Here is a 26434-nt window from a genome sequence, read left to right on the forward strand (position 1 = left end):
GGCCGGGGATGGCTCGCACCGAGGCGCCGACCGAGTCCAGTGCGGCCTGCACCTTGGCCATGTCGCCGGACAGCAACGCCTTCGTCAACGGCGCGCCGGTCTCCTCCGGAGCCGCGACGCGCCGCCGCTACGCGGCGGGTGCTGCTTCGCCACTCCGTGGCGAAGAGCGGGAGGGTGGCTGCGCTCCTCCGGAGCGCGGTGGTGGTGGGTGAGGGTTCGGCCGGCCTTTGAGGGGTGGTGGATGGTGTTTTGGCTGGTCAGGGGATTGGTGGTGGCGCGCTCCGCGCTTGGGTGGTGGGTGGTGGTGGTCATGGGTCCAGTGTAGCGGGTCCGAGGGTGGGGTGGTGAGAATTGGGTTTGCTGACGTGGCGTCACTTTTTGGTGATGACCCATCAGTTTTCAGTGGTCTAGACCTCTAAGGCATAGACCAATCCGATTGGACTGGACCACATGCCGAAAGCGACATGTTCACGGCCGGAAAACCGCCCCCTCCGGGGGCATGGACTAGACCACCTTTCCTATGTGACATGCACACGCTGAATGAGACCCGGAACCGGCCCTCCCCCGCCCCCCACCGCACCGCCGACCCTCCGGGCCGGTCGGAGCTCCCACGGCCCCCCACAGGCCCCCAGGAGCCCGCCACACCCCCACCAACGGGAACACCACCACCACCTGCCAACCACCCCACAAACCGGCTAACAGGAACAGAGCACCACCACCCGTGCAAAAACTGCACGCCCCACCAACCAACCCACCAACACCACCAGCCACAACCCCGAACAGCCCGTGCACAAAATGCACGCACAGACAGGCCCGTGCAGATTTCGCACGGGACAGCACAACCCAGACCCAGGACCCCCGACCGGACCCCGGGGCGCAGCGGCCCGACCCAAGCCGGGCAGCGACCGGACACAGCACCCGGCAGCGGCGGCGGGGGCGGAGCACGGCAGGCAGGCAGCCGGGGCACAGGCACCAGCCAGACCACCAGAGCAGCAGGCCGACCAAAACCGCCCAGCGGCCCCAGCAACAGCCCACCCACACACCAGCGAGCACCAACCACCCCGAAGACGCAGCAGCCACCCACACAGCCCTCCACCGCCCACCACGACCCCAACAGCCGGCCCACCCCGGTCGGCAAGAGGGCCTCGGAGCGCACCACCGAGGTGGGATCCGGCGGGGGCGGGGTCCGGAGGAGCCCCCGCCGGGGCTCCGCGCGCCGAAGGCCATCGCGTCGAGCCGGGAGTAACGTCTCGGGATGTGGCAGAGCCCGTGCGCGGCACTGCCGGATCGAGCAGGGCTCGATGCACCCCGGTGGTGGGTTTCCCGCCGGCTAGGAGCAACCCCCGTTATAGATTGTGCGCAGACTCGGCGTTTCCGCAGGTCAGAGCGTTTTGTGGCGCCGAAATGTGTCCAGGAAAAGTGGACGTTACCGATGAGTAACGAACCTTCTGTGCAGACACATCACCCCCCGAGTGTCAGTTGCTGCGACATTTGATCTTGCGATAGTGTCGCGGTAGCTGACAAATATGTCGCGGTAGCTGACACTCGGAGGCTTGTAGTTGGCTGCCGCGAGTGCAGTCGCCGCCCCTCGTGGGATGGCGGCTGCACGGCGCCAATGTCGTTCTGGCCCGGACACTGGGCCAACGAAGTGCCGGATACCGCGACACATCTGTCAGCTACCGCGACATTTGGTCTTTTCGCGCTACCGTCAGCTCGTCCCGCCGTCGATCAGGAGGTCCACCAAGCATGGCCAGGGAAGCCGAGGCGGGTCGTCGCAACCGCAAGCTGACAGCGGTGCCGGACCTCCCGGAGGAAGCCCCCGCTGCACCGACCCGGCGGCAGGTGTTCCGCGGCAAGCGCACCAAGGCGGTCGCGAGCCTTGACCAGGCCCCGACCCTTGACGACGTTGCGCGGGCGCACCCGGGGCGCAGTCTGACGCTCGGCAAAGAGCGGAAGGCTCTCCAGTTCTATGGCACCCCCGAGGCGCCGAACGCCTTCGCGATGGACTCGCTCGAGTTCCTCTTCGTGGTCGCGCAGTATTACCGGGGCAACCTGCCGCTGCGGTTGATCCTGATCCTGATCGCGAACCAGAAGGCCGGCGGGCCCATCGAGCTCACCCAGGAGCGGATGGCGGAGATCCTGGGCGTGCACCGCACCCAGGTCAACGAGACGCTGGCGGAGCTGATGGAGCTCGGCATCGTCATGATGCTGGCCCGCGGCCTGTACCGGATCAACCCGGTCTACAGCTGGCGTGGAGCCCAACTCACCCGGAACCCCGACGGCACCTCGGACTACACCGAGGTCGACCAGAGCGACGTCCTCCGGGAGATCTGGGACAGCGGCCTGCCCGAGCAGGTGAAGTACCCCTCCCTCGACTCCCTCAAGGAGGCGATCGAGAACGACAAGAAGGCTCGGGAGGCTAAGCGCCTCAAGCGGCGTGAAGAACGCCAGGCAGCTGAGAATCGGGCCAAGGTCAGGCAGACTGAGACCCTGTTCGACGACATCGACGCAGACCAGGAGTGATGACCATGCCGGCGCACGCAGCGCAGGCGGCGCAAGAGCCCGAAGCGCTCTTCACGCCCGTGAACCTCAACGGACTGATCGCCGAACTCAACCTCCCCGTCCAGGCGTACCGAGTGCTCCTGATGCTTCAGGAACACCAGGAGCCAGGCGGGCAGATCGTCATCGCACAGGAGCAACTCGGAAAGCTGCTCGGGGTCAGCAGGTCTAGCGTGACCTCGGCACTAGCCGCATTGGACATCGCCTACCTCGTGCACATGAAGTCCTATGGCGTGTACCAGCTCAATTCCATGATCGCGGGCTACCGCACCCCCGGGGAAGCCTGGGACGCGATCGAAGCCATGCCGGACGCGATGCGCCTGGACGACGACGACTTCGTCAAGGAGTACCGCGAGCGCGTCAAGCAGGAGGAAGCCACGCGAGAGACCCGGCGCCGGCGGTCTATCCTCCGCGCCGTGTAGCAACGCCCTCGCCCAGTGCACCAGGGCCACGCCGTGCAGGCCCAAGCCGATGGGGTCGGATCCGCTCACTGCGGGCCGACCCCATCGGCACTCCCATCCTCGCCGGACACAGCAGTGTCGCCCCCAGCACTACACAACTCCCCTGATGTGTCGCGGTATCTGACATATCTGTCGCGGTACCTCACACCCGAGCAAGCTGCTCCACTCGAACTGCGATCCGGTCCGAACCGATGGCGGCTTTCTCGCCCGGGCCGCGCTCCGGCGCTCGGGCATTTCCACCCGCCCCTCCAAGCGGGTGACAACGTGCATTTCGCCCACGCCTGACTCGTTGCACCCGGTGACCCCGATGTTCCGACCGACGAGGTACGGATGCCCTTCGAGCTGGCTCAGCCCTCGTTCAGGTCCAGCCTGCACGCCCAGTGGTCCGTGGTCCTCGACCTGCTCGAGATCCCCTGGGCCTACGAGTCGGCCACCTTCACCGCCGGCGACGGCCGCACCTTCACCCCGGCCTTCTGGCTCCCGCGCGAGCGCCTGTGGCTGGACGCGCACGAGAGCCAGGCCGACCACCTCGCCGATGGCTGGCTCGGGCGGTGGAGACAGTTCGCAGCGGCCTGCTCCGAGACCCTCTACGCCGAGACCCACCAGAACCTGCACCCGGCGGAGTCGACCGCCCCCGTCGAGGTCCCCGAGGAGTGGCATGGCACCGCCCTCCTTGCCCTCGGGCCCATCCCCTCGTACTCCTACAACCGCCCAGGCGACCTGTGGCACGCCCACCACCACGGCGGCATGTACGCCCTCGACGACGACCACCACCAGTGGGCGATCTGCCCCGCCTGCGGCCAGCCGAACGCCGCCGCCTTCGGCGACCCGGCCGAACTCCCCTGCGGCTGCGTAGCCGACAGCGACGACAGCCACTACGCCGTCGACCCCCGGCTGCTCGACGCCTACGCCGCCGCCGCAGTCGAACCGCTCTACCCCACCGCCGACGTCACCCGCGTCGGGGGCTGGCCCGCCGGCCACCGGGTGTACCGCACCGCCCTGGTCCGCCAGACCGGTGCCGTCCTGGCCACGGAAAGGTGCACCCGGAACTGCCGCTCCCTCACCCAGGTGCTGCGCGACGAAGCCCCCGCCGACGCCTGGATCGAGACCGGCACCGGCGACACTCTCTGCGGCAGCTGCCCCGGCTTCGTGTGCACGGCCTGCGGCGAGCGCCCGGCTCCCGCCGACGGGGCGCAGTGCCGGGTCTGCGACCCGGTGTTCCTGCTGACGGACGCCGTTGGCCGCCAGCACCTCAACGACCTGGCCGCCGCGCTGAGCCGGCTGCTCCGCCAGCCGCTGCGGGTGATTCACCCCCAGCTCAACCAGGCGATGGGCGTAAGGCGTCGCTGGGAGGCCGACCTGGAGGACCTGGTGGTCGGGATCAACCAGGCCGAGCAGTGGGTGGCCGACCCGTCGACCATGGTGATCCCGGCTCCCGTGCTGCGCGAGGAGGAGATCGCCCTCCTCGACGTGATGGAGGCCCGGGCCGAAATCGCTGTCCGCGTCGGTCGGCTGAGCACGGCCGTCGGCGAGGTGATCCCGTTCGTCCAGATTCGGATCAACGAGTCGGTGGGCGCCCCGACCCGCGAGGACATGGACCAAGAGCAGGCCCGCGAGGCCCTCCGGCAGGTCCAGCAGTGGCTGCGCAGCCCGGGCACCTACCACCAGCCCACCGCCCCGGCCGTTCAGGAACCGCCTGCGGACTGGGTGCCTGGCGTCCTGCCCGCCCCGGAAGCAACCCGTGCCGCGGCTGAGGGAGCCACCTGCGACCTGTGCGCCGACCCTGTCCCCCGGGGCGCGCTTCTCGGTCGGCTTCCCCGCCCGCGTTCTCAGCAGGGGGTGCGGCTGGGCTGGCTCTGCGGCCACTGCCTCAACGATCGCAGGCTCAAGCCCCGCCGCCGGGACCTGCTCCTGCGGATTTTCCACGCCGTGTTCCTGGGCAGCGGAATCCGCCTCAACGTGTACGAGGCCCAGGTAATGGCCACCTGGCTGGAGGAGACCTCCGGCCAGGCCGATGGCCAGCCACCTGCGGGCGCCTCGGAGCTGGCTGGCATCACCGCCAGGCTCCGCGAGGTCGTGGCTGCCGAGCACGGCACCATGCTCTCCCGGCTCGCGGGGCTCTCCGTCGTGCAGCACCTGCGAGCCGACGCCGGGGCGACCACCACCCTGGAGCGGGAATTCCTCCACGCCGTCGCCCAGCACTTCCAGGAGTGGAGCAGCGGCGGGTCGGCTGCTGCTGATGGCCCCCTGTGGGCAGGGCGCCGCGAGATCCTGGGCCAGACTGCCCGCCCGACCGTACTCTCGGTACGGGGCGGGCCGTTCGCTCTGTAGCGGCCGTGAGGGCCCGACTTACCGCAGGTCGTTCGAAGTCGCGAGCACGGCGCCGAAGGCCGCGCGAGCCTGTTCGAGAACGGCCTCCGGCGGCCCGCCCGGCGCGCACCAGGCCGTGAGGTCGTCTGCTTCGACGAGGTAGCGGCCGGGGCGGACCTCGGTGACGGTCCAGCCGGACAGGTTCTGCACCTGGTCGAGGTGGGCCCGGGTGAGCAGTTGCAGGGCGTGGACGTCGGGGATGCGGCGCTCCCAGACCGGGTGGTTGTGGCGGAGCTCGTACGGGTCGACGGCCGGTGGCTGGCGGCCAGTCTGCTCCCAGCCGTAGGACCACATCGGCGTCATGGTGAGGAAGGCGGTCCGGGTGCGGTCGGCGTTGGCCACGATCGCGTCCCGGGCCCGGGCCACCAGCGCGGTGGTCGGGGCGGCCGGGTCGTAGGTCTGGAAGACGGCCAGGCCGTCCTGCTGCACTCGTACCTGGGCGGCGCGGGGGGCTGCGGGGTCGATGTAGGTGAGGATGCCGTGGCCTGCGGTGCGCAGAGTCCGGGCGAGGTGCTGCGGCACCTGGTCCGAGGTGTCGTGCTGGAGCACCGGTCCGGCGTGGAGGAGGGCGTGGCTGCCCCCGTGCCGGGCCCAGTCGGTGGTCTCAGCGCACCAGCGGGCGGTGTCGTTCGCGTCGGTGAGGGGGTGGTCGAGAGCGATGAAGGCGCCGGCTCGGGGGGTGTAGTCGTGCCAGAGCCACTGCGGCGGCCCCACGAGCGAGGTGGCCGTGAGCCGGCCGGTGAACCCGCGCTGTTCCAGGGCGTCGGCGAACGTGCGGAGCCACGCCTTGAGGGAGTCCGGGCCCCAGTAGCTCTTGAGGGACACACCGACGCCGGCGAGGGTGAGGGACGGCTGTTGCCCGAACATCGGGAAGTCCGCTCCGCCCCCGTCGTTGGCGGCGCCCAACGCCTCCTCCGCGACATCCAGGACGACGGTCTCCTCGTCCACGGCGAAAGGTCTGGTGGGCACGAACTCGACGCTGCAGCCGTCGTGACCGTTGTCTTCCAGGTCCTGCTCGATCGACGCCAAGTCGATCCGGATTCCCCCCGAACTGATCATGGAGGCACTGTACCGACGGCCCTCCCCTCCCCGGCGGGGACTTCGTCGACGAAAGCCGGCGAAGCTCCGCCGAGTGGCCCCATCCGGCGGGCGGACCCGCTGTTCACCCGATCAGGTGACTGGGGCCACTGTGGGCCAGAGCCTAGAATGCGAACTGGCGGCCTTCGGCGGCCGTGCCGGGGTGCCGCTCCCGGCCTTGCGCGGCACCGGGAAGGCTGAACGCGCGAGCATGCGCCGCCACATCGTTTGCAGCACCACCACGTCCGCGGTCTCTTCCTCGACGTGCTGACCGGGCAGTGCGCGACGGGACTCCCATGACCACACGAACCACCTCATCGCCGGGCAGCCGCCGTACGGCCGGCTCTCTCGCCAAGGCCCGCGTGCTCGCCACCGGCGAGCCCCACCAGCTCGCCGTGGCCGAGGTCACCGCGCACGGCGCCCCCGTCCCCGGCCCCGCTCATGGGGAGCAGGAGCTCTGGGAAGCGCGGGTGCTCGCGGCCCTTCTTGCCGCGTACGGATCGCACCGGCCGGCTGAGACCGGCGGCCCCTACGGCATCAGCCGCGTGACACCCCGCCCCGGTGAGACCCTCCTCCATGTTGACCGGGCACAGCTCGGACGCTGGGCCAGCGCGCTGCTGCCCGTCCAGCGGGCCGACGGAACGCTGACCGGAGTCGCCGGGCTGCGGTGGAGCGCCGGCACGAAGGACGTCGCTCTCCACCCCGCCGGTGCCCCCGACCACCGGATCGTCCTGGCGAAGGTGTTCACCCGGGACTGGAAGCGGGCGGTGGCGGACGCGGTGGAGGTGGGCGACGTGCTCTTGGCCGGCGACTCCGAACGCGCAGGCACTCCGGGGCCCCGAGAGGAAGCGGCCGACCGGGCGCAGCGGGAGCGGGTGGCGCCGTGCGCCGGGGATCTGTCCGCGCTGCTACGGCGCGTGGTCCTGCTGGAGCTGCTGGCCAAGCGCCACTTCCACGGTGGGGCGGTGGAGCTGGCGGTGGATTCCGGACGCCTGATCGACCTGACCGGTGGCCGGGCCAGGCTGACCCTGCCGTGGGTCACCGTGCACCTATTCCGTGAGCTGTGGCCCGGGCGGCCCGCGCGGGCCCGGACCAGCGCCACCGCCGCGGTGCTCCCTTTCCTGGCCAGCTACCCTTCCCCACCCGGCACCGAGCGGCCTGGCACGGCGCAGCAGGGCCTGTGCGTGCTGGCCGGGATCGAGGCAACGGAGGTGGCGGTGCGGGCCGCCGGGTGGGCGCTGGAGGTCGCGGACGCCGAGCTCGCCGACCCACGCACGACTTACTTGGACGACGAGGGCGGCTGGACGGCGAATCGCCGGCGGGCAGCTGAGGGTGGTTTCGGGGAGAGTGGCCCGCTGGATCCGCCCGGGTGCGCCCGGGCGCTGGACGGGTTCCCTGGCGATTTCGCGGAGCTGGGCCGGCTCGCCTTCCTGCCGGCCGTGTTCCACGAGGTCGCCCGAGACTTCCGCCCGGACGAGGAGCAGCTGACCGAGGAGGGCCGGCAGATCCTGATCCGCCTGCTGGACTGGGCGCTGGCCGCCGCCACCCACCGGGTCACCACCCGCGGGCCCTGGCAGCAGAGCGATCCCGCCGACGGCGCCGCCCTGTCCTCGGAACGGACGCCGCTGGCCCGCTGGATCGCCGCGAAGCCGCTGCCCGACAGCCCGGTCCCGCTGCAGCTGCGGGTCAACCAGCGCAGCGACGGCAACTTCGGGTACGCCGTTCACCCCGGGCCCGACGGGGTGCCGGAATGGGTGCACCACGCCACCCCCGCGTTGAGGTTCGGCTCTGCGGACTCGCTGCCCGCCGCGATGGCGCTGGCCGAGCAGGCCGGCCGCGAAGTTGCCGCCGGAGCGCGGTCGGTGCGCAGCTTCGACCGGCGGCTGCTCATCCCCCGTCCCGTCCCCGCCGATGCCGACCCGCAGGTGGCCGAGCTGATCGCGGCCACCGGCCCCGGCGAGATGGTCCTGGACCTGTACGAGCTCACCGCCGGGCTGCGGGCGCTGGCTGGCCTCGACGGGCAGAGCGAGCCCTACCTCTACAACCCGCCCGCGGACGGGCACTGGCGCCAGGGCGAGACGTGGCCGGAGGCGGGCACGGTGAGTGCGCTGCTCGGTGAGGACCACGTTCTGGCCGCCACCCGGCCCGGTGAGGACGCCAACACCGCGCCGGTCGACTCCCCCGCCTATCGCCGCCACCTGGCCGGCCAGGCGATCGCCATCGACCCCCTCGCGGAGGTCTACCTCACCGCGGCCGACGCCGTCCCCGGCCTGGCCCCGCTGCGCGAGCGCCATCGCGCCGGGGTCGCGGCGCTTCAGGCCGCCGACATCGCCGCCCTGGTCCGCGAGGACCCCCGGCCGACGCACCCCGGGGAGGACATCGCCGCGATCGTGCGGGACCTGCCGGCCGACGTTCAGCGCGTCGAGGACTTCTTCGAGGGGTGGTTCCACCAGCGCGAGGGAGGCGGTCGCCGGTAGAGCACCCCGGCCGACCCGGCGTCCGCGCCGGCCGAGGCCACTCGGACTCTGCTCACAGCGCTACGGGCACTCCGGCGCGGGCGGCGAAGTCGCGTACTCCGGGCAGGCGCCGGTCATGCCGGAGCAGCCCGACGGCGAGGTCGCGGACCGCGCCGCGGCGGACCTCCTGGGGGGCGGCCTGCTCGGCCGCCAGCAGAGCCCGGTAGCACTGCTCCGGTTTGCCCCACTGGTCGAAGGCGCGAGCCACGTCGGTGAAGAACCGGGCCTGCCGCTCGGCGGTCGGCAGCGCGGTGGGGTCGACGGTGCGGGCGTGCTCGATCGCCCGGCCGGCGTCGCCGAGTTCGTAGTGCACCGACACCTCGTGCAGTGCCACTCCCTGCACCCCGTCGACCAGGCCGGAAGCGCGCCCGGCCGCGGCGGCGCTGTCGGCGGCCTCGGCGATCAGCGCGTGCGCGTATCCGCGGTCACCGCCCTTGGCGGCGGTGTAGGCGGCGGTCGCGTAAAGGTCGCCGCGCAGCGCCAGCCGCTCCGGCTCGGGCACTGTGGTGTCGGCCAGCAGCTCCTCGGCGGCGACCACCACGATGTCGGTCGCCCGTGCCAGTGAGCCCTGCCGGCGCCACGAGCTGGAGACCATTCGCTGGGCCTCGGCGAGCACCAGCGGGTCGCCGCCGGCGCGCGCGGCGGTCAGCGCCCTGTCGGCGGTGACCGCCACCAGGTTGTTGTCGCCGATCTTGATGCACAGCCGCACCGCCACGTTGTAGAGCGCGGCCGTGCTGACGGCCTGCTGCTCCGGGGTGCCGGCCATCTGCGCGGCGGCGATCCGGGCGGGTAGTGCGGCGGCGAGCCGGTCGTAGCGGGCGTCGCGGAACTCCTGGCGTGAAGCGGTCAGTGCCGCCGCCACCGATTGGGCGGTGGGTTCCTGACGGGGCGCAGGCAGGCGGCCGGTGCCGTACAGGAGCAGGTCTTCGAGTCTGGACAGCGGTTCGGCGGCGTGGGCGTCCTGCTGGAGGGCGGCCGGGGCGAGTACCGCCGCGGCCAGGCCCAGGAACGGGCGGCGTCGCACATCGTCCTCCAACTCGCCGGCGGGGGTGCTGGTCAGCGTATCGGAGACGGAGACCTCTTCCGGGCTTGCCGGGGCGAGCAGTTCGGCTCCAGTGGTGCCGAGCACCGTGGCCAGGGCTGACGCCACGGGAGGTGAGAGCGCGCGCTGACCGGCCTCGATCTTCTCCAGCAGCGAGGTGCTGATCTGGGCGGACTGGGCGACGTAGTCGAGGGTGAAGCCGAGCTTCTTGCGGAGGCGCCGTACGCGCCGGCCTTCCACCTGCTGCTGGGTCTTGCTGCGGTCCATGAAGCCCCCCGAGGCGGTGAGCTGCTGTCTGGATCCACCGTACCGATTCCGGGCGGCTCGCCACAGGCCGCCTATGCTGCGTCAACTTCCTTGTGTGGCTTGGAGAGTCCACACAGAAGCCGCACAGATCGGGCCTGCGTGTTCTCGAACGCTTGAGTCAGCGGCACTCTCGATGTCAGCCGGCTCCCCCGAGCCGGAGACCGACAAATCCCCCCTGCGGAGGCAGAGATGGACATCGAGACCACCGAGACCGAGTACGTCACCCCGGCGGTGGACGACCTGGGCGAGATCGGCGACGTCACCCTGGGCAGCGGCGGCTTCAACAACAAGGACTCCACCATGTACTGGCAGGGCTGACCTCCCTGCGGCGCCGTTAGGCGCCACCCGATGGTGAGCGCGCACCCCGGCCCCTGCCGGGGTGCGCCGCTCTTTCCGGAACGCCTCTCCACCAAGGGAACCCACGCCATGAGGTACGTCGCAGGCACGGCCACCCGTACGTCCCCGCCCACCGCCCGCCCGATCGGCGGACACCTGATCCTCGACGACGGCCCGCTGAGCGCCTGGGCCGTCGGCCACGACGCCCGCGAGGTGCGGCACGCGGCCTCCCGGGACGGCACGGCCGAGGTGGTCACGGCCGGCACCTGTCCGCCGACCACCGAAGAGGTCCAGGCCGCCGCCGACGCAGCCGCCCGCGGCCACTGGCACCAGGCCGCCCGCCTGCCCGGCTCCTACCTGGCCATCGTCCGGACCGGCGACACCTTAAGGATCATCGGCGACCGCGCCGCCGCCGTCCCGGTGCACTTCAACGCCACCCGGTCGGGTGTGAGCTGGTCGACGTCCGCCACCGCACTGGCCGCCCTCACCGGCGCCGCCCCGGACCCGGTCCGCCTGCTGGCCGAGGCCACCACCTGGGGCACGGAGCCCGCCGCGGACGGTTGGTACGCGGGTACCCACCGCGTTCCGCCCGGCGCAGCGCTGACCCTCTCCCCCGGCGCCCCGCCGGCGATCGAGCAGCTGCCCGTCCCGGCCGGGCGCTCCTTCGCTGCCGCCGCCGAGCAGTTGCGCCACGAACTCCCCCTCGCGGTCGGCCGTCGCGCCCTGACCGGACGGCCGCTGTCGAGCGACCTGTCCGGCGGCGTCGACTCCAGCACGATCACCTGCCTGGCCGCTGCCCACACCGACCTGACCGCCGTCACCTACGTGGACGCCGCGATGGCCGGGCAGGACGACACCCTGTACGCGGCCGAGATCGCCGCCGCCTACCCGGCCGTCACCCAGCACGTGGTCGACGGGCGGGTGGCGGGCAGCCGGCACTTCGACCGCCTCGCCGACCCGGCCGCCGTACCCGCCACCGACTCCCCTGCACTCAGCGTCGACATGCTCGGCATCTTCGCCGCCCAACTCGCCCCGGCCGTCGCCGCCGGCAGCACCGGGCACCTCACCGGATTCGGCGGAGACAACGTGCTGGACGGCTTCGCCTCCCCGGGCGACCGCTACCGCTCCGGTGCCCGGGCGGCCGGACTGCGCGACGCCCAGCGGCTCGCCCGGGACCGGCGGGCAGCCACCCACCCGCTCCTGCGCGCCACTGCGGCTGCCGGCCGCGGCTCCTACCCGAAGGCCCTGGCCCGCCTCGCCGACACCGTCCTGACCGGCTCCGCCCCGCGCGCCCTGCCGGATGCGGCCGACGCGGCCCGCTGGTGCGGCATGCTGCCCTCCGCCCGCTGGCTCACCCCGGCCGGGCGCACCGCCGTGGCCGACCTGTTCGGTGCCCGCGCCGAGGCCGCCGACCCGGACGTGGGCCCCGGGGCGCTGCGCGAGCGCCTGGCCCTGGAAGCCACCGGGGCCGAGTTCGCCAACTCCGACACTCTGACCCGCGCCCTGTTCGGCCTGCCGCTGCACGCCCCCTTCCTGGACACCCGGATCGTCGACATCAGCCACGCCGTCCCCCCGTGGGAGCGGCGCATCCCGGGCGACTTCAAGCCGCTGGCCCGCGCCGCCCTGACCGGCCTGGTCCACGGCCCGGTGCTGTCCCGTCGCACCAAGACGGCGTTCACCGGGGTGTTCGACGGGCTGCGCCACAATGCGGTCGCCGTGCGCGCGCTGCTCACCGCCTCGGCGCCGGCCCAGGCCGGGCTGATCGACCCCGCCGCCGTCTTGGCCTCGCTGGACCGGGCGGTCCACGGCTCGCCGGACGACCTGGGGAGCCTGCACGCTCTGGTCGCCGCCGAGGTGTGGCTGACCAGCCGGCCCGTTTCCTGCGCCAGCTGGTGGGAGCCGGTCCCGGTCCGGGAGGGCGCCCGGTGACCCGGGCCCGCGTCCACGCCGCCCGGGGCCCGGCCGGCGCAGGGGTGCTCGACCTCGCCACCGGCCGTTGGACCGTGCTGGACCCGGTCGCCGCCGACCTGCTCGACGTGCCGGCCGATGCCCTGGAGCGCTCCGCCGCCATCGAGGCGCTGACCGCCCGCTGGGCAGCGACCGGCGCCGACCCCGACCGGGTCCGGACCGATCTGGTGCGGGTCGTCGGCGACCTGGACCGGCTGCTCGCCGGGCGGCCCGTCCACCACGCCCCGGCCGCCGCAGCCCCACCGGTCCGCACCGTGCTCCCGGCCCGGCCGACGCCCCGGGGGCGGGCCGCCGCGGTGCTCGGCCTGGCCAGCGCCCTGCTGTTCCTACGGCTGCTGCCGTTCCGGCACACCCACGCCCTCGCCCGCGCCGCCGCCCGCCTTCCCGGGCGCCCGGCCGCCGTCGGCGACGCCGAATCCATCCTGGCCGCGGTGCGCGCCGCCGGCCGCTGGTGGCCGGGCCGGGTCGCGTGCCTGGAGGAGTCCCTGGCCGTCCACCTCGGCTCGGCACTCACCGGCCGACGGGTCAACTGGGTGCTGGGGGTGCGGTTCGCGCCGCGCGGCGCCCACGCCTGGGTCCTCGCCGACGGGCACGTGATCGGCCAGGACCCGATGGACCGCGTCTGGCCGTACCTGGCTGTCCTCACCATCGGCTGATCGAACATGTGATGGAACGGGGGTATGGCCGTGTCCACCCGTATGGGTGAAGCGTTGCGGCAGATGTGACAGACACACAGCTCCGCACCACGGCCTCACCGAACACCCCAGCTCCGCTCCGGGAGCGGATCGGAAGCCGGCTCCGCCGCCGCCGGCCAGCACCCGATCCGCTCCCCGCCTGGACGTTCGGCAGCGAACGGCACGACGACCGCACCGACGGCCTGCTCACCATGGCCCGCACCCTGCCCCGCCTGGCCCGCATCGCCCTGGGCCTGGCCTGGCAGGCCGACCGCACCGCGCTGCTGCGCCTGCTCGGCCTCCAGCTCGCCGCCGGGGCGCTGACCGCCGCCGGTCTCCACCTCACCCGTGCAGCGTTCGCGGTCCTGTTCGCGGCCGGCGCCCCGCTGGACCGGCTCGGCCGCGCCGAGACCACCCTGCTGGCCCTGGCTGCCGTCGCCGCCGCCCGCTCCCTGGCCTCGGCCGGCACCGTCGCCCAGGCCGCCCGGCTCGGGCCGGCCGTCGACAGCCGCGCCGAACTCGCCTACTTGGAGGCCGCCACCCGCGTCCCCCTCGCCGTGTACGACAACCCGGCCTGGTGCGACCACGGCGAGGCGGCCAACCGCGCCGCCAAGGACGCGCACACCATCCTCGACTCCCTCATTGCCGTGACCGGCGCCGCCTTCGGCATCGCCGCCGCCGCCAGCGTGGTGAGCACCCTCGACCCGCTGCTGCTGCCCCTGCTGCTCCTGGCCGTGCTGCCCCGGGCCTGGGCCGCCGCCCGCGCCGCCCAGGCCGCCCACCGCGCCGACCGGCACGCCGTCGGCGACCGCCGCACCCGGCACATCCTGATGTACCTCGCCTCCGGCCGCAGCACCGCGCTCGACGTCCGCGCCGGCACCATGCGCCCGTGGCTGCTCGGCCAGTACCGGGACGTCAGCCGCCGTCTGGAGGACCACACCGCACGGATCGGTGCGGACAATGCGCTGCGCCAGCTCGGCGGCGACGTCCTGGCCGGCGTGGCCGCCCTCGCCGTCTACGGTGCGCTGCTGTGGCTGACCGTCCACGGCCGGATCCCCACCGCCGACGCCGCCACCGCGCTGATCGCCGTCCAGACCAGCCGGGCGCTCCTGAACGGCCTGGCGACCGGGCTGACCACGACCTACCGCATGGGCCTCTACCTGGGCGATTGGGCCGACTTCCTCGCCGACGCGAAGGCCCGCACCGCCCTTCCGGCCGCCCCCGCGCCGGTCCCGGTGAACCCCGCCGTCATCCGCGCCGACCAGGTCACCTTCGCGTACGAGGGCGCAGCCGCCCCGGTCCTGACCGACATCTCCCTGACCGTGCGCCGCGGTGAGGTCCTGGCGATCGTCGGCCACAACGGCGCCGGGAAGTCCACCCTGGCCAAGCTTCTCGCCGGCCTCTACCCGCCCACCAGCGGCACCGTGACCTGGGACGGCACCGACCTGGCCTCCGCCGATCCGGACGAGCTGTTCTCCCGCGTGGCGATGCTGCCCCAGGACATCGCCCGCTGGCAGGCCACCCTCCGGGAGAACATCACCCTGGGCCAGGGCGACCAGGGCGACGGGGCCGTTCTCGCCGCAGCCCGCGCCGCGGGTGCCACCGAGGTCATCGACTCGCTGCCCGACGGCCTGGAGACCCACATCCGGCCCTCCCAGTCCGGCGGCCGGGACCTCTCCGGGGGGCAGTGGCAGCGGATCGCCGCCGCCCGAGCCTACGCCCGCAACGCGCCACTGCTGATCTGCGACGAACCGACCAGCGCCCTCGACCCCCGGGCCGAGCAGGCTGCCTACGACCGCATCCGCGAACTCGCCGACGGCCGGACCGTCATCCTGATCACGCACCGGCTCGGCTCGACCCAGCACGCCGACCGCATCGTCGTCCTCGACCACGGCCGCATCCTCGAAGAAGGCGACCACCAGACCCTGCTGGCCGCAGGCGGGGAGTACGCGGCGATGTGGACCACCCAGGCGCGCGCCTACGCCCCTGTCCCGTAGCCGCGATCGGTGCCGGTGGCGCGCCTGGCCGGCAGCTGGCCAGCCAGGCGGGTCCGCGGCACGGCGGCCGGCTCGGCCGGGGACTGCCCGAAGGAGCGGACCGCACCGGCGGAGCCGGTGGGGAACCCGCTGTTCATCGGGTCATCCTCGTGCCGAGGACCGGGCGGTGAGCCTGGCCGTGATGCCGGTGAGCGATGCCGGGTTCGGGGCCGTCTGGACGAGGTTGGCGGCCTGGGCCCCGTGCAGGTTCTCGGCCAGGACGTAGACGGCGGCCTTTCCGTCGTTGGCCGACAGGTCCGGGCAGTAGGTGGCCACGACCGCCGCCTCCGGCTTCGGCCACTCTCGCGGATCGTTGCTGGTGGGGCCGACGACGGTGATCTGCCACTCACGGTCGAGGTGGTCGACGGCGCGGCGCTCGTCGCTGCCGAAGGGATGCGCGGCTGCGCCCCCTTCCAGTTCGGTCTTCCACGGCGCAGCCAGGGCCGGGTTGGCCTCGTAGAAGGCGTTCGTGTCCGCGTAGAGCTGCGGCGGCGTCAGCGCAGCAGACAGTGGGCCGTCCAGCCACTGGTCGTAGAGCGGGTCCAACGCGGCGTACTCGCTGCGCCACCGGGCGAACGCCGGATCGGCGGCGAGCGCGGAGAACAGCGCGCTCGCCCGGTCGGCGAGTTCGGCGAGTTCGACGGCGAGGTAGCGCTCGCCGGCCCGACCGACGTCGGCGGTCCCGCCGTTGCGGCTGAGGGCGGCGCAGCGGCGGGTGGCCGCGTCGAGTTCGGCGCGGGCGCGTTCGACGTGGGGGTCGTCGCCGGTCCGGTTGTCGGTGCGGGCGAGAGCTTCGGCTTCGCGGAGCCGGGCGGCGGCCTGGTCGCGGTGGTCGGCGGCGGTGAGGGCCTGGTGCAGGCGTTCTACGCGGTCGCGGAGGATTGCTTCCTCCGCCCGAAGGCAGCATGCGACGTGGGCCCACTCGGTCCGGGTGAGACGCGGCTCGTCCTGCGGGTCGGTCTTCCTGCGGCCCGCAGGTCCGGTGGTGGCGCCGGTGTCGATGGCCCGGGCGAGCGTGGTGGCGGCCTGGCCGGCGCCGATGCCGACCTGGAGCATCTGGTGGATCAGTTCGATGTCGCGCGCGTTGCCGAACTGCTCGAAGGTCTGCTGGAGGCGCTCCTCTACGCGGCGCGTGTCCCGGAGGAGGTCTCGGATCTCGTAGTAGTGCAGCAGCGCGTCCGACAGGCGGGGGCCGTCCTGCTCGGAGGGCTGGTCCTGGAGCTTCTCCGGAGCGAGGTGGGGCGGGAGCAGCCGAACCAGGTCCCGGTCCGCCACGGCGAAGCGCTCCGCGTTGTAGCTGAGCAGCGTTGCGACGGGGCTCTGGTGGCGCGGCTCCCGGCGCAGGTAGACCTCCAGTCGGTAGTCGCTGTTGCCGACGATGTTCTGCAGGTCCGCGAAGGTGGGCTCGCGCTTGCCGAGCTCGTAGCGGCTGAGGGCCGTCTGCCCGATCCCCGCAGCGGTGGCCAGGTCGTTCTGGCTGAGGTCGGGGGTGCCGGTTCTGGCCCGCCTGATCAGTGAGCTCGCGCTGATCACGGCGTTCGGGTCCGGGTATCTGGCCATGTGTCACTCCCCCAGCATCGGCATGCCATTTCGACTCTACTGTAAGCCATTTTGGCATTAAATGATGCCGACTTCGGTAGCATCCCGATCGGCCGCGGTCGAGCGGGGTCCGACGACGACCGTCGCCAGAGGGCCTCCCGTCGGCTCCGGCGACCCCGCGCGGGGTCTTGTCAGTAGGTGCTGGCACCCTGCCCCCGTGCTGATACCCCTCGCCGACGCCCGGACGACCGCCGCGTCCGTGCTCGCCGCTCCCGCCCTGCGTTTCGCCGCCGACGGCCTCCACTCCAACTTCCTGCGCGACACCGGCCACATGTACCTGGGTGCGACCGCGCTGCCCGGCGTCAAGCGCGGCGGGGTGTGGCACGTCGACCAGGACCTGCTCGACGGAGCGCTGCAGGAGCTCGCGGCGGTGGCAGCCGCACCGGGCCGGCTCGTCCCGTTGGGGCTGCCGTGGACGGAGCTGAACCGGGGCTGCCGCTTCGACGACGACTGGCGCCTGGCCGTCCAGGGTGAACTCGTTGACCGCGCCGCCCGGGCCCGCCGCCGCCCGCCGGCCGCCGACCTCCTCGACACCGGACTCGACCTCGCGGTGCAGCGCCTGGCGGTGAAGGAGCTCAGCCAGCTGCTCGGGGGTGCCCGGGAGCCCGACGGTCGTGACCCGCTGGTGGTGGCGGGCGTGGTGGTGATGGACGTGGTGCGCCGTCGGGCCGGGGTGTGGTGCATCCCCGCGCGGTGGGCGGAGGTGCTGGACCGGTGGCGTGCCGAGCACCTGGTGCTGTTGGCGCGGGCGCAGCGGTGCGCGGGGTGCGGTGCGGTGGAGGACCTGTCCGAGCGGACAGTGGCGGCCCGGATACTGCAGAACCTCGACTGGCGGTCCTCCGGCGCGGACGGCTGGATCACCCAGTGCCCGGCCTGCGCGGGCGGCGAGCACCGCCTGTACGGCGGTTCGATGCGGGGCGTGCGCTACACCAGCGAGCGGCGGCGAGCGACGCGCGCCGACGGCTACCTCTGCACGGTGTGCGGGCTGCGGCAGGCCGCCGTCTGGGACCACTGCCACGAACCTTTCCACGACTTCGTCCGCGGGCCGGCCTGCGCGAGTTGCAACCAGGACGAACGTGCACAGAAGGGAATCTGGCGGACCTTCTGGAACCACAGCCCGGCAGTACGGCACTTGCTGGAGTGCAACGGCTGCCGCACCACCGGCAGCCTTCCGCCCCGGCACCTGTCTGCGCTGGTCGCCGCCCGGCTCGGCGCCACCGCGCGGCACGGCCGGTGCTCTGCCGAGCCCTCGGCCGCCCTGGAGCTGCTGCCCGGCGGCGGCTTCCTCGCCCGGCTGCACTGCGCAGCCCACCCCGGCCGAGAGGTCCGCTGGGAGGAGACCGTTGACGCGGCGACGGCCCTCGGGTGGGTCGCGGACCTGGCGGCCGAGCACTCCTGACCCCCGGCCGGGCCGACGCCGGCCCGGAAGTGCCGATCGCCCGACCACCCAGGCCCGGAGAGCAGCGAGACCGAGGAGACTACAGCTGCTCCGCCCAGCCTAGAAAAGATCACGGGAAAAGGCCGTGGGGTGCCGCGAGGAGCAGCACGTACAAGCCGTCACCGGACGTCGGGGACCTACAACCCCGCTGTCGGCAGCGTGTCCGGCCCGCCGTGACCGGCTCCGACGCCTTCTCCTGCCTCCGGTGCAGCCTCCGCGGATAGTCTTGCGACGCGGCGCAGCAGCCGGACTCGACCCGAAGGAGAGACCCATGCCCGGACCGAAGAAGATCGGCACCGCAGCAGCGGATCTGTCGACCGGCGAGAAGGAGTACTTCTTCGTCTACGAGGACGACCAGGACCGCGGGGACGGCCTGATCGCGGTCCGGCCCGCCAACGCCTGGCGGCACAGGCCCAACCTCCCGCCGATGCGCGTGCGCCCCGACTGCTTCAGCAAGGTCACGATCAACCAGTAGCGGGGGAAGCCGAGTTGACAGGATACCAGGCGCCGCTGTTCCAAGCAGGAGAGCCTGTGGCGGAGCGGCACTACCAGATCCACACGCGGTACCTATCATGGGCGGAACCACCGTTCGCCAAGGTGGAGCACATCCTGCGCCGGCACCGGATCGCGGAGCACCTGGCCTACTCGCACAAGGGCGTGATCATCGGCGCCGTTCTCGACGAAGACCAGCTCGCGGCGGTGCGGGGGGACCGGCAGGTCGAGTACGTCGACCGGGATGTCGTCGGCGGGGCCGCCAGGTTCTTCCGGCACCTGGACTCGGAGGCCAACCTGATCAAGGACCGCTACTCCGTCGTACTGGATCGGGGCACCAGCGCAGCGGCGTTCGCCGCCCGCACAGGAATCGTTCCCACTGGGCTGCTGGCCGACTTCAGCTCCTCGGTCGGCGCGGTGCTGACCGAACAGCAGATCGCCGAACTCCGTCGCCAGCCCGAGGTCCGCTACATCGAGGCGCAGGGCTGGGCCAGCCCGGCCCTAGCAGAATCCGTTCCCCGCACTCGAACCTCACCTCCCCCCCGCAGGCACCGACCGTCCGGCCCCTCCGCGGCCCCCAGCCGGGGCGGGCTTCTCCGCCACCGCGTAGACGGCCAGGCGCAGCGCGACGTCTTCCCGGGAGAGCCTGCTGCGGACGCCCCGCCCGCCCCTGCTCTCCGCCCGGGGCGGGCCGTTCGCCCTCTAGCCGCCCACAGCACCAGGGCGGGAAGGAATGGCCGGTGACCGGGCCGAACAAGGCGGTCAGGTGACGGGCGCGGTGCACGCTGCCGCTGAGCGCCGCTCTGCCTCACCGTCGCAGGTAGGGAACCTACACCGGGCGTTGGTCAGGCACAGGGCGGGGACGCGGCCTCGACCTCCCGCCAACGAGCAGCGTCGTGGCCAGGCTGGCCTTCCCACGGACCGGCCAGGGTGACCAGGTGGTTCCAGTGCACGGCGATGTCACGCTCGACGGCCTCGCTATCGCCGTGCCGGTCGAGCGCGGCCAGCAACGGATCGACGAGGGCGACGATGGCGAACTGGAGCGCGGTGGGGATGCGATAGGCGTCGGAGTGGAAGTCGGCGGCCCGCGCCAGTGCCTCGGCGCGCTCGTGCAGGAAGTCCCGGACGGCGATCACGTCGGCCGGCGTGATTCCTCCGTTGAGCGGGCGGTGCCCCTGGTCGGTGGTCATGCTCGGACCCTACTGGCTGCGGGTGACGCCGGCGGCGCCCGTCCTACCCCTGGGCGTCGACCAGAGACGGACGCCCCGGAGTGGTGCTCCAGCTCGGCCCCCGCGGCCTGGCCGTGGCAGTGGCCTGGCAACCCACCGAGCAGCACCCGCTGCCCGGTGGTGTCCTGGCCGTCAACGTCTGCCGCACCAGCGACGGCGCACCCAGCGCCCGCAAGGTATACAACCTGATCCTCCAGGGCTTCCTCGCCGACGCCGGGCTGCGCACCACCTTCGCCGACGAGCACCTCCTCGTCGTCCACCCCGACCTCGAGCTCCCCGCACCGGCCGCCGCCAGGACCGCCCCTCGCGCAGCCCGCCCGACTCCGGCGGTGGTGGTCAAGCCCGCCCCGACGGCGGCGGACCGGCTGGTTCCCCCTCATAAGGTCGCGACGCACCTGATCGCCCCTGGCGCCGCGGCGACTGGCGCCGGTCGGTGAGGGCGGGGAAGCCTCACCGGGTCACGGCACCTGATCCGCCACGGCGCAGCGCGTCGGCGCCCTGACAGCGGACTCGCTCGGCGCTGACGGCCGCCGTCGGCTTCACCGGCACCGGGCGAACGGGAATTTGCTGTTCACCACCCCGGGACGCGGCCACACTGGGGCCATGGCTCCCGATCTCCCCCGGCCCCGCGTGCTACCCGGGGCGCTGCCGCTGAACCCGACGGCCATCGACCCGATGGCGCTGCGCGGGCGGATGCTGCTGGCGGTGCTGGACACCAACGTCCTCCTGGTCGAGGCGTGCAGCCAGGCCAAGCGCTGACGGCCGCACCACCCGCTGGCCGCGCTGGCCGGCACCCGGCGGGCGACGCCCTACGTGGCGCCGCACGTCCTCGAGGAGTTGGAGGAGCACCTGCCCAAGATGGCCGGCGCCTTCAAGATCCCGGCACGGGCGGCGGCTGCCGCGCTGCGGGAGCACGTGCTTCCGCTGGTGCGGGTGGTGGACCTGGAGATCCGAGACCACCTCGCTCCGGGGGCACGGCACATCCTGCACCAGGTCCCGGGTGTGCCCACGGCCAGGCGGGGCGACCCGGACGATGCCCCGACAATGGCGCTGGCCGAGTTCCTGGGCCCGTCGGTGCTCTTCACCAGGGACAAGGTGTTCGAGCCGTTCGCGGTCATGGACTCGCTGACGGCGGCGCAGACCCTGCTGCTGACGGCTGGCCTGGAAGCCAACGGCGCCAACGCGGTGATCCTCGCCGGGTTTGTGCTGGAGGCGACGGTGTCGGGCGTCGGCGCGCTCGTGGACGTCGCGGCCCGCCGACCCGGGCTGACGACGGCCGCCGTGGCCGGAGCGCTCTGGTACCTGTGGTGGACCGGTCGGCTGACCGCGGGGTGGCGGCCCCTGCTCTCCGGACTCTGGGAGATCACGGAGCGGGTTCTGCAGACGGTGGCCGACGCGAAGCAGCAGCACACCGACCTGAGCCGCACGCTCACCGTTGTGGAGGCGACGCCGTTCGCCACGCTGGAGCAGACGGCCGCCCGCCGCCTGGCCCGGTACAGCGCTCCCCTCACCGCGACGGAGCTGCGCGACGCGCTGGCCGACCGCGACGACCTCTCGGTCTCGGCGGCGCGGCTGCGCCGGGAGATGGCGGCCCACCGCGCCTTCGTGCGACTGCCCAACGACCAGTGGACCATCGGCCGGCCGGCACTCGAGGCCGCAGGGCCGTAGCACCGCTGGCCGACAGAGGCGTTGGCAGCGCAACCTGCCCCCGTTGGCCGGGTCACCAGGTCCGCCGCCGGTCCGCCCCCACTGTCCAGCCGGGACGGCCTCGGGCGACGGCCAGTGCGGCGGGGGCGACAGCGCCGCTCCCGTACCGTGCCGCGGCCCGGTCGAGGACGGGCTCCAGAGCACGGGCAGCCTCGGTGGCCGCGTCGAAGCTCAGCTGCACCCCGCCGGTATGGCCCGCGGCGACCAGGCCCCCGATCCGGGCGGTCACCGCCCGGATCCGGGCCCGTTCCAGCCCCAGTCCGCCGAAGACGGCGTACAGCACGTCGCGCAGGGCCGGGCTGTGACTGGTCGCCTCCCGCAGCGTCCGCGACCTGGTGGTGGTCGAGCGGTCCGCGTAGGTCACCTGCAGCTCGACAGCACGGGCGCTCTGCCCGGCGGCGCGCAGCCGGGCGCCGAGGTCGAGGGCGAGGTGGAGGAGGGCACGGCGGATCTCGGCGGGATCGAGGACGTCGTGATCGAAGCGGCGGGTGGAGGCGATGGTGGCCGGCGGTCCGGCGGCCGTGATGGTGCGGCGGTCGGTGCCGGCGGCGCGCTCGGCCAGCAGCCGGCCGGTGCTGGCGCCGGCGATGCGCTGCACGGTGGCCGTCGGCACGGCGGCGAGGTCGCCGACGGTGTCGATCCCGTAGCGGCGGAACTTCTTCTCCAGCGCGGGGCCGACGCCGGGCAGCAGCCGAATGTCCTGCTGGTGCAGGAAGGCCCGGGCCGCGGCCGGGTCGTCCGGCAGGACCTGGACGGTGCTGGGGCGGGCGGTATCGGCGGCGATCGTGGCGTACAGGCGGCTGACGCCGATGCCTCCCGTCGTGACCAGGCCGAGCCGCCCGGCCAGGCGGGTCTGCAGCACGTCCGCCAACTCGGCCGGTGACTTGTCGAAGTAGCGCACCGCGCCGCCCAGTTGGAGTAGGGCACTGTCGGGAGGCAGTGCCTGGACGACGGGTGTGGTGTCCGCGAGGACCGTGAAGACCTGCCGGTAGACGTCGAAGGACGGGCGGTGGCAGCGCAGGTGGAGGACCGTCGCCGCGGGGTCGCTGGTGGTGGTCACGGCGTTCACCCGGCCGCTCCCGGCGAGGCGTGCCACATCCGGCCGGCGCCGCCGGGCCCGCCGCTGCGGCGGTCCCCGTGGGGGTAGCTGGCGTCCCCATGGCCCGGTTCGGCGAGCAGCGCCCGGACTGCGGCCGTGCCGCCCTCGGCCCGCACCCGGGCGAGCTCGGCCAGGTCCCAGGCCCGGCGCCCGACCACCGACACGGAACGGCCTCGCCGCTGCACCTCGCCCCGCGCCACCAGCAACCAGCAGTGGAAGAGCGTGTGCGCGCTGGCCTCCGCCTCCGGACCGGAGAAGTACGCCAGGTCGACCGGCGGCCCGTCGGCCCCGTCGTCCAAGGTCACGAAGATCGTCCGCCTGCCGCTCTTCTGCGGCGGGGTCTGGATCGCCACCTTCGCCCCGGCCACCAGCACCGTCTCCCCCGCCTCGACCTCGCGCAGCCGGGTGGAGGGGGTGACGCCGAGCTCGGCGAGCAGGTCGTGGTGCTCGGCCATCAGGTGCCGGGAGGCGTCCAGGCCGATGACCTCCAGCTCGGCGTCCAGCTCCTGACCGGGGGTCATGGCGGGCAGTCCGGTGGGGGCATGCGACTCGGCGGGAGCGGGCAGGGCGAGTTGGTCCGGCACCGCAGCGCTGCGGCGGCCGTGGTGGAGCTCGTCCAGGAGCAGCAGCAGGTCGCGGCGCGGCCGGGTGCCGCCGGGCACCGCGGCCAGGGCGCCGATCCGGGCCAGATGCTGGGCGGTGGGCAGGGAGGGGCGGGCCCGCTCCCACAGGTCCGGGACGGAGGTGAAGGGGCGGGCCGCGGTGATCCGCTCGACCTCCTGGTCGGTGATGCCCTTCACCGCGGCCAGGGCGATCCGCAGACCCTCGCGGCCGTCCGGGCCGGTCTCGACCCGGTACCCCGCACCGGAGGCTTCGACGCACACCGGCAGCACCGGCACGCCGTGGCGGCGGGCGTCGGCCAGGAGCAGGCGCAGCGGGTACATCCCCGGCTCAGCTTCCATGATCCCGGCGTAGAAACTCGGTCCGAAGTGCGCTTTCAACCAGGCGCTCTGGAGGGTGATGACGGCGAAGGCTGCGCTGTGCGATGCCGGAAATCCATACGCCCCCATGCCCTTGAGCTGGGCAAAGGTCGTGTCGATGACCCGCTGGTCGTAGCCGGCCGCGGCGGCACAGGCGCGGAACCAGGACTCCAGCGCGGGCAGGCGCTCGGGGCGGCTGAGCGCTCGGCGGGCCTCCTCCCCCATCGCTAGATCCGTCCGCGTCAACATCGAGATCACCTTGGCCACCTGCTCGTTGAACACGAGCACCCCCAGCGTCGGGGCCAGGGCGGGGATCAGGTCGGGGTGCGGGTAGCGCACCGGCTGCCGGCCGTGCCGGGCGGCCAGCCACGGACGGATCATGTCCGCAGCCACCGGCCCCGGCCTGAACAAGGCCAACTGGACCACGAGATCTAGGAAACACTTCGGCTGGGCGCGGCCCAGCAGATCCCGCTGACCGGGGCTGTCGATGCTGAACACGCCTAGCGACTCGCCCTCGCGCAGCAGGGCGAAGGCGGCTTCGTCGTCCAGCGGCACTTGCTCGGCGTCGTCCAGGTCGATCGTGCGGCCGGTGGTGCGCTCGACCTCGGACAGCGCGTACGACAGGGCCTGCATCGTGCGGTTCCCAAGGATATCGAGCTTCAGGCACCCGAGATCTTCGATGTCGTCCCGGTCGAAGACGGACATCGGGAGGCCGTCCTCCGGGGTGGGGAGCACCGGAGTGCGGGCCAGCAGGGTGTCGTCGGACAGCAGCAGGCCACAGGGGTGCATGGCACTTCCTCTGGGCAGGGCGTCAAGTCCTTCGACCAGGTCCCAGAACCGGTCGCCGTAGCGGCCGGCCCGCTCGGCGGTCTGCCGCAGCTCCGGCAGCTCGGCCATCGCCGCCCTGGCGTCCCTGGCCCGGATGTGCGGGAATGCCTTCGCCAGGCGCCCGGCCTCCTCCGGCGGCAGGCCGGTAGCGAGGGAGACGTCCCTGATCGCCCAGCGCACCCGGTAGGTCTCCGGCATCGCGACGGCGGCCACGCGCGAGGTGCCGAAGCGGTCGAGCACGAGCCGGTAGCAGTCGATGCGGCGGTCCGCGGGGACGTCGACGTCGATGTCGGGCAGGCTGCGGCGTCGGAAGCTGAGGAACCTCTCCATGATCATGAGGCCGTGCTGGAGCGGGTTGACCGCGGAGATGCCCAGCAGGTGCACGACCAGCGACCCGGCGCCGGAGCCGCGTGCGGACACCCGTACGCCGGCCGCCTTGAAGTCGGCGACGATCTGGCCGACCGTCAGGAAGAAGGTCGACCAGCCCAAGCCGGTCACCACCTCCAGCTCTTCGGCGAGCCTGCGGACGGCTTCCGGGTCGCGGTCCATGCCGCGCTCGGCCAGCACCGACTCGCACCGCTCGCGCAGCACCCGGGCGGATGTGCCCGGCACCAGGCCGAGCCGGTCCTCCTCCGGGAAGCGCACTCCCCCGATCCCCAGGTCCGACTTCGGGTCCAGGCGGCACTCGGCCGCGGTGCGGGCGGTCACCGCCAGCAGTCGCCGGCCGCCGCCCGGACCCTGGCCGGCCGCCTCGGCGACCTCGTCCGCCAGTTGCGCCATCGCGGCCGGCGGCTTCAGCCACCGCTCACCGTTGCACGTGGTGCCCGGCTGGACCGGGCGCAGCAGGCGGGCCGCGTCCAGGACGTCGGCGACCGGGCTCTGGCCGGGGTCGGCGTAGCGCACCGCGTTGGTGAGCACCGCCTCGAGGTCAAGGTCCGCGGCCAGACCCACTGTGCGGGCGGCCAGCCGCAGACTGCCGGGGCTGGTTCCGGCCCGACCGAGGTGAACGGCTTCCAGGCGCAGTGCCGGACCGAACATCTCCCGCCAGGGGGCGAGCAACTGAGTGGCGCGGTCCGGGCGGCCGGCCGCAAGCGCCCGCACCGGCTCCGAACCGGGGCCGAGCAGCACGGTCAGGCCCTCGGTGAGGCCGGCCAGTACTTCGAGCGGGACCACCGGCTGGCCGCCGCCGCGCTCGGCGCGCGCAGCCCAGGCCGCGCTGATCAACGAGCAGATGTTGGCCCAGCCGGCCTTGTCACGGGCGAGCACCGTGATCCGAGGCGCGGACTCGTCCACGAACGCCCCGCCACGCGCCGGGCTGCGCCGCCGCGCGGCCGCGGCGGTCGGCTCGGCCAGGCCGACGGCAAGGTCCGCGCCGAACAATGGCCGCACCCCCGCCGCTGCGCACGCCTTCGCGTGCCGGACCACCCCGGAGACGGTGTCCCGGTCGGTCAGTGCGAGCTCGGTGACGCCGCGCTCGGCGGCCCGCTCGGCCAGGGCGGCCGGGAGCGAGGCCCCGTAGCGCACCGAGTAGCCCGAGGCGACATGCAGATGTGCGGACACCGCACCTCACCTCCGGCCCTTCGATCAGCCCCCTTCGGTCATCGAGCCGGCTCCCCTCCGGCTCTTCCAGCGTAGGCCGATTCGACACTATGTTCGAATATCGTGGCAACTCGTTACCCCAGGTGGAGGGCCTGCCACACCGAGTCGCCAGCTTCCG

The 26434-nt window shown here is 73.1% G+C and carries 22 protein-coding genes; 15 read left to right on the plus strand and 7 right to left on the minus strand.

The window, feature by feature from the left end; genetic code table 11:
• From ABT095_RS14205 to ABT095_RS14220, 4 genes are all read left to right on the plus strand, one after another.
• On the plus strand, nucleotides 1-212 hold a 212-nt coding region (locus ABT095_RS14205), incomplete at its 5' end, for a hypothetical protein (RefSeq protein WP_350529655.1).
• Nucleotides 213-1746: 1534 nt separating this feature from the next.
• A complete protein-coding gene (locus ABT095_RS14210; RefSeq protein WP_350529656.1) occupies nucleotides 1747-2523 on the plus strand; it encodes a replication/maintenance protein RepL in 777 nt (258 codons plus the stop codon).
• Nucleotides 2523-2981, plus strand: a complete 459-nt coding sequence (locus ABT095_RS14215; RefSeq protein ID WP_350529657.1) for a MarR family transcriptional regulator — start codon at nucleotides 2523-2525, stop codon at nucleotides 2979-2981. The genes ABT095_RS14210 and ABT095_RS14215 overlap by 1 nt, the downstream gene beginning before the upstream one ends.
• A gap of 369 nt (nucleotides 2982-3350) precedes the next feature.
• Nucleotides 3351-5351, plus strand: coding sequence for a hypothetical protein (locus ABT095_RS14220; protein WP_350529658.1), 2001 nt, complete (start codon nucleotides 3351-3353; stop codon nucleotides 5349-5351).
• Nucleotides 5352-5369: 18 nt separating this feature from the next.
• On the opposite strand, the gene ABT095_RS14225 is transcribed toward ABT095_RS14220, so the two are convergent.
• Complete coding sequence (locus tag ABT095_RS14225) at nucleotides 5370-6449, minus strand: hypothetical protein (protein WP_350529659.1); 1080 nt, start codon at nucleotides 6447-6449, stop codon at nucleotides 5370-5372.
• Nucleotides 6450-6763: 314 nt separating this feature from the next.
• On the opposite strand from ABT095_RS14225, the gene ABT095_RS14230 reads away from it, so the two are divergent.
• Nucleotides 6764-8944, plus strand: a complete 2181-nt coding sequence (locus ABT095_RS14230) for a hypothetical protein (RefSeq protein ID WP_350529660.1) — start codon at nucleotides 6764-6766, stop codon at nucleotides 8942-8944.
• 52 nt (nucleotides 8945-8996) lie between these two features.
• Here the strand turns inward: ABT095_RS14230 and ABT095_RS14235 are convergent, their stop codons facing one another.
• Nucleotides 8997-10292 (minus strand): helix-turn-helix domain-containing protein, encoded by a 1296-nt coding sequence (locus ABT095_RS14235; RefSeq protein ID WP_350529661.1) that lies wholly within the window; start codon nucleotides 10290-10292, stop codon nucleotides 8997-8999.
• 228 nt (nucleotides 10293-10520) lie between these two features.
• On the opposite strand from ABT095_RS14235, the gene ABT095_RS14240 reads away from it, so the two are divergent.
• From ABT095_RS14240 to ABT095_RS14255, 4 genes are all read left to right on the plus strand, one after another.
• The gene (locus ABT095_RS14240; protein ID WP_350529662.1) at nucleotides 10521-10649 is read left to right on the plus strand and encodes a hypothetical protein; all 129 of its coding nucleotides are present in this window, start codon (nucleotides 10521-10523) and stop codon (nucleotides 10647-10649) included.
• A 108-nt stretch (nucleotides 10650-10757) separates the two neighbouring features.
• A complete protein-coding gene (locus tag ABT095_RS14245; RefSeq protein WP_350529663.1) occupies nucleotides 10758-12596 on the plus strand; it encodes an asparagine synthase-related protein in 1839 nt (612 codons plus the stop codon).
• Complete coding sequence (locus tag ABT095_RS14250; protein WP_350529664.1) at nucleotides 12593-13291, plus strand: lasso peptide biosynthesis B2 protein; 699 nt, start codon at nucleotides 12593-12595, stop codon at nucleotides 13289-13291. The genes ABT095_RS14245 and ABT095_RS14250 overlap by 4 nt, the downstream gene beginning before the upstream one ends.
• Before the next feature lie 65 nt (nucleotides 13292-13356).
• Complete coding sequence (locus tag ABT095_RS14255) at nucleotides 13357-15306, plus strand: ABC transporter ATP-binding protein (protein WP_350529665.1); 1950 nt, start codon at nucleotides 13357-13359, stop codon at nucleotides 15304-15306.
• Here ABT095_RS14255 and ABT095_RS14260 read toward each other — a convergent pair.
• Nucleotides 15288-15443, minus strand: coding sequence for a hypothetical protein (locus ABT095_RS14260; RefSeq protein ID WP_350529666.1), 156 nt, complete (start codon nucleotides 15441-15443; stop codon nucleotides 15288-15290). The genes ABT095_RS14255 and ABT095_RS14260 overlap by 19 nt on opposite strands.
• Nucleotides 15444-15447: 4 nt before the next feature.
• Nucleotides 15448-16905, minus strand: coding sequence for a helix-turn-helix domain-containing protein (locus tag ABT095_RS14265; RefSeq protein WP_350529667.1), 1458 nt, complete (start codon nucleotides 16903-16905; stop codon nucleotides 15448-15450).
• A 196-nt stretch (nucleotides 16906-17101) separates the two neighbouring features.
• Here ABT095_RS14265 and ABT095_RS14270 point away from each other — a divergent pair, with 196 nt between their 5' ends.
• The 3 genes from ABT095_RS14270 (at nucleotide 17102) to ABT095_RS14280 (ending at nucleotide 19618) form a co-directional block, all read left to right on the plus strand.
• Nucleotides 17102-18343 carry an endonuclease domain-containing protein gene (locus ABT095_RS14270; RefSeq protein WP_350529668.1) on the plus strand — a complete coding sequence of 414 codons (1242 nt, stop codon included), beginning with the start codon at nucleotides 17102-17104 and terminating at the stop codon, nucleotides 18341-18343.
• A gap of 310 nt (nucleotides 18344-18653) precedes the next feature.
• Nucleotides 18654-18857, plus strand: a complete 204-nt coding sequence (locus ABT095_RS14275) for a hypothetical protein (RefSeq protein ID WP_350529669.1) — start codon at nucleotides 18654-18656, stop codon at nucleotides 18855-18857.
• A gap of 56 nt (nucleotides 18858-18913) precedes the next feature.
• On the plus strand, nucleotides 18914-19618 hold the full coding sequence (locus ABT095_RS14280; RefSeq protein WP_350529670.1) for a hypothetical protein: 705 nt from the start codon (nucleotides 18914-18916) through the stop codon (nucleotides 19616-19618).
• Nucleotides 19619-19719: 101 nt separating this feature from the next.
• Here the strand turns inward: ABT095_RS14280 and ABT095_RS14285 are convergent, their stop codons facing one another.
• Nucleotides 19720-20064, minus strand: coding sequence for a hypothetical protein (locus ABT095_RS14285; RefSeq protein ID WP_350529671.1), 345 nt, complete (start codon nucleotides 20062-20064; stop codon nucleotides 19720-19722).
• A gap of 80 nt (nucleotides 20065-20144) precedes the next feature.
• Between ABT095_RS14285 and ABT095_RS14290 the strand changes: the two genes are divergently transcribed.
• The 3 genes from ABT095_RS14290 to ABT095_RS14300 all read left to right on the plus strand — a co-directional run bounded on the left by ABT095_RS14290 (nucleotide 20145) and on the right by ABT095_RS14300 (nucleotide 21771).
• Complete coding sequence (locus tag ABT095_RS14290; protein WP_350529672.1) at nucleotides 20145-20540, plus strand: hypothetical protein; 396 nt, start codon at nucleotides 20145-20147, stop codon at nucleotides 20538-20540.
• Nucleotides 20541-20706: 166 nt separating this feature from the next.
• On the plus strand, nucleotides 20707-20862 hold the full coding sequence (locus tag ABT095_RS14295; RefSeq protein ID WP_350529673.1) for a hypothetical protein: 156 nt from the start codon (nucleotides 20707-20709) through the stop codon (nucleotides 20860-20862).
• Nucleotides 20863-20916: 54 nt separating this feature from the next.
• Nucleotides 20917-21771 (plus strand): hypothetical protein, encoded by an 855-nt coding sequence (locus ABT095_RS14300; RefSeq protein ID WP_350529674.1) that lies wholly within the window; start codon nucleotides 20917-20919, stop codon nucleotides 21769-21771.
• 52 nt (nucleotides 21772-21823) lie between these two features.
• Here ABT095_RS14300 and ABT095_RS14305 read toward each other — a convergent pair whose 3' ends face one another.
• Together ABT095_RS14305 and dnaE are read right to left on the minus strand one after the other, a co-directional pair.
• Entirely contained in the window at nucleotides 21824-22870 is a 1047-nt protein-coding gene (locus tag ABT095_RS14305) for a DNA polymerase Y family protein (protein WP_350529675.1), read from the minus strand.
• A gap of 5 nt (nucleotides 22871-22875) precedes the next feature.
• Nucleotides 22876-26277 (minus strand): DNA polymerase III subunit alpha, encoded by a 3402-nt coding sequence (dnaE, locus tag ABT095_RS14310; RefSeq protein ID WP_350529676.1) that lies wholly within the window; start codon nucleotides 26275-26277, stop codon nucleotides 22876-22878.
• Between the last annotated feature and the right edge of the window lie 157 nt (nucleotides 26278-26434).

Source organism: Kitasatospora sp. NPDC002227 (genome assembly GCF_040296285.1).
Classification (GTDB): domain Bacteria; phylum Actinomycetota; class Actinomycetes; order Streptomycetales; family Streptomycetaceae; genus Kitasatospora.

Bases quoted from the DNA above. Each gene is read 5' to 3' on its own strand.
- ABT095_RS14220 (WP_350529658.1), top strand. From the start codon at position 3,351: ATGCCCTTCGAGCTGGCTCAGCCCTCGTTCAGGTCCAGCCTGCACGCC.
- ABT095_RS14245 (WP_350529663.1), top strand. From the start codon at position 10,758: ATGAGGTACGTCGCAGGCACGGCCACCCGTACGTCCCCGCCCACCGCC.
- ABT095_RS14230 (WP_350529660.1), top strand. From the start codon at position 6,764: ATGACCACACGAACCACCTCATCGCCGGGCAGCCGCCGTACGGCCGGC.
- ABT095_RS14265 (WP_350529667.1), bottom strand. From the start codon at position 16,905: ATGGCCAGATACCCGGACCCGAACGCCGTGATCAGCGCGAGCTCACTG.
- ABT095_RS14240 (WP_350529662.1), top strand. From the start codon at position 10,521: ATGGACATCGAGACCACCGAGACCGAGTACGTCACCCCGGCGGTGGAC.
- ABT095_RS14215 (WP_350529657.1), top strand. From the start codon at position 2,523: ATGACCATGCCGGCGCACGCAGCGCAGGCGGCGCAAGAGCCCGAAGCG.
- ABT095_RS14295 (WP_350529673.1), top strand. From the start codon at position 20,707: ATGGCTCCCGATCTCCCCCGGCCCCGCGTGCTACCCGGGGCGCTGCCG.
- ABT095_RS14235 (WP_350529661.1), bottom strand. From the start codon at position 10,292: ATGGACCGCAGCAAGACCCAGCAGCAGGTGGAAGGCCGGCGCGTACGG.
- ABT095_RS14210 (WP_350529656.1), top strand. From the start codon at position 1,747: ATGGCCAGGGAAGCCGAGGCGGGTCGTCGCAACCGCAAGCTGACAGCG.
- ABT095_RS14260 (WP_350529666.1), bottom strand. From the start codon at position 15,443: ATGAACAGCGGGTTCCCCACCGGCTCCGCCGGTGCGGTCCGCTCCTTC.
- ABT095_RS14225 (WP_350529659.1), bottom strand. From the start codon at position 6,449: ATGATCAGTTCGGGGGGAATCCGGATCGACTTGGCGTCGATCGAGCAG.
- ABT095_RS14275 (WP_350529669.1), top strand. From the start codon at position 18,654: ATGCCCGGACCGAAGAAGATCGGCACCGCAGCAGCGGATCTGTCGACC.
- ABT095_RS14285 (WP_350529671.1), bottom strand. From the start codon at position 20,064: ATGACCACCGACCAGGGGCACCGCCCGCTCAACGGAGGAATCACGCCG.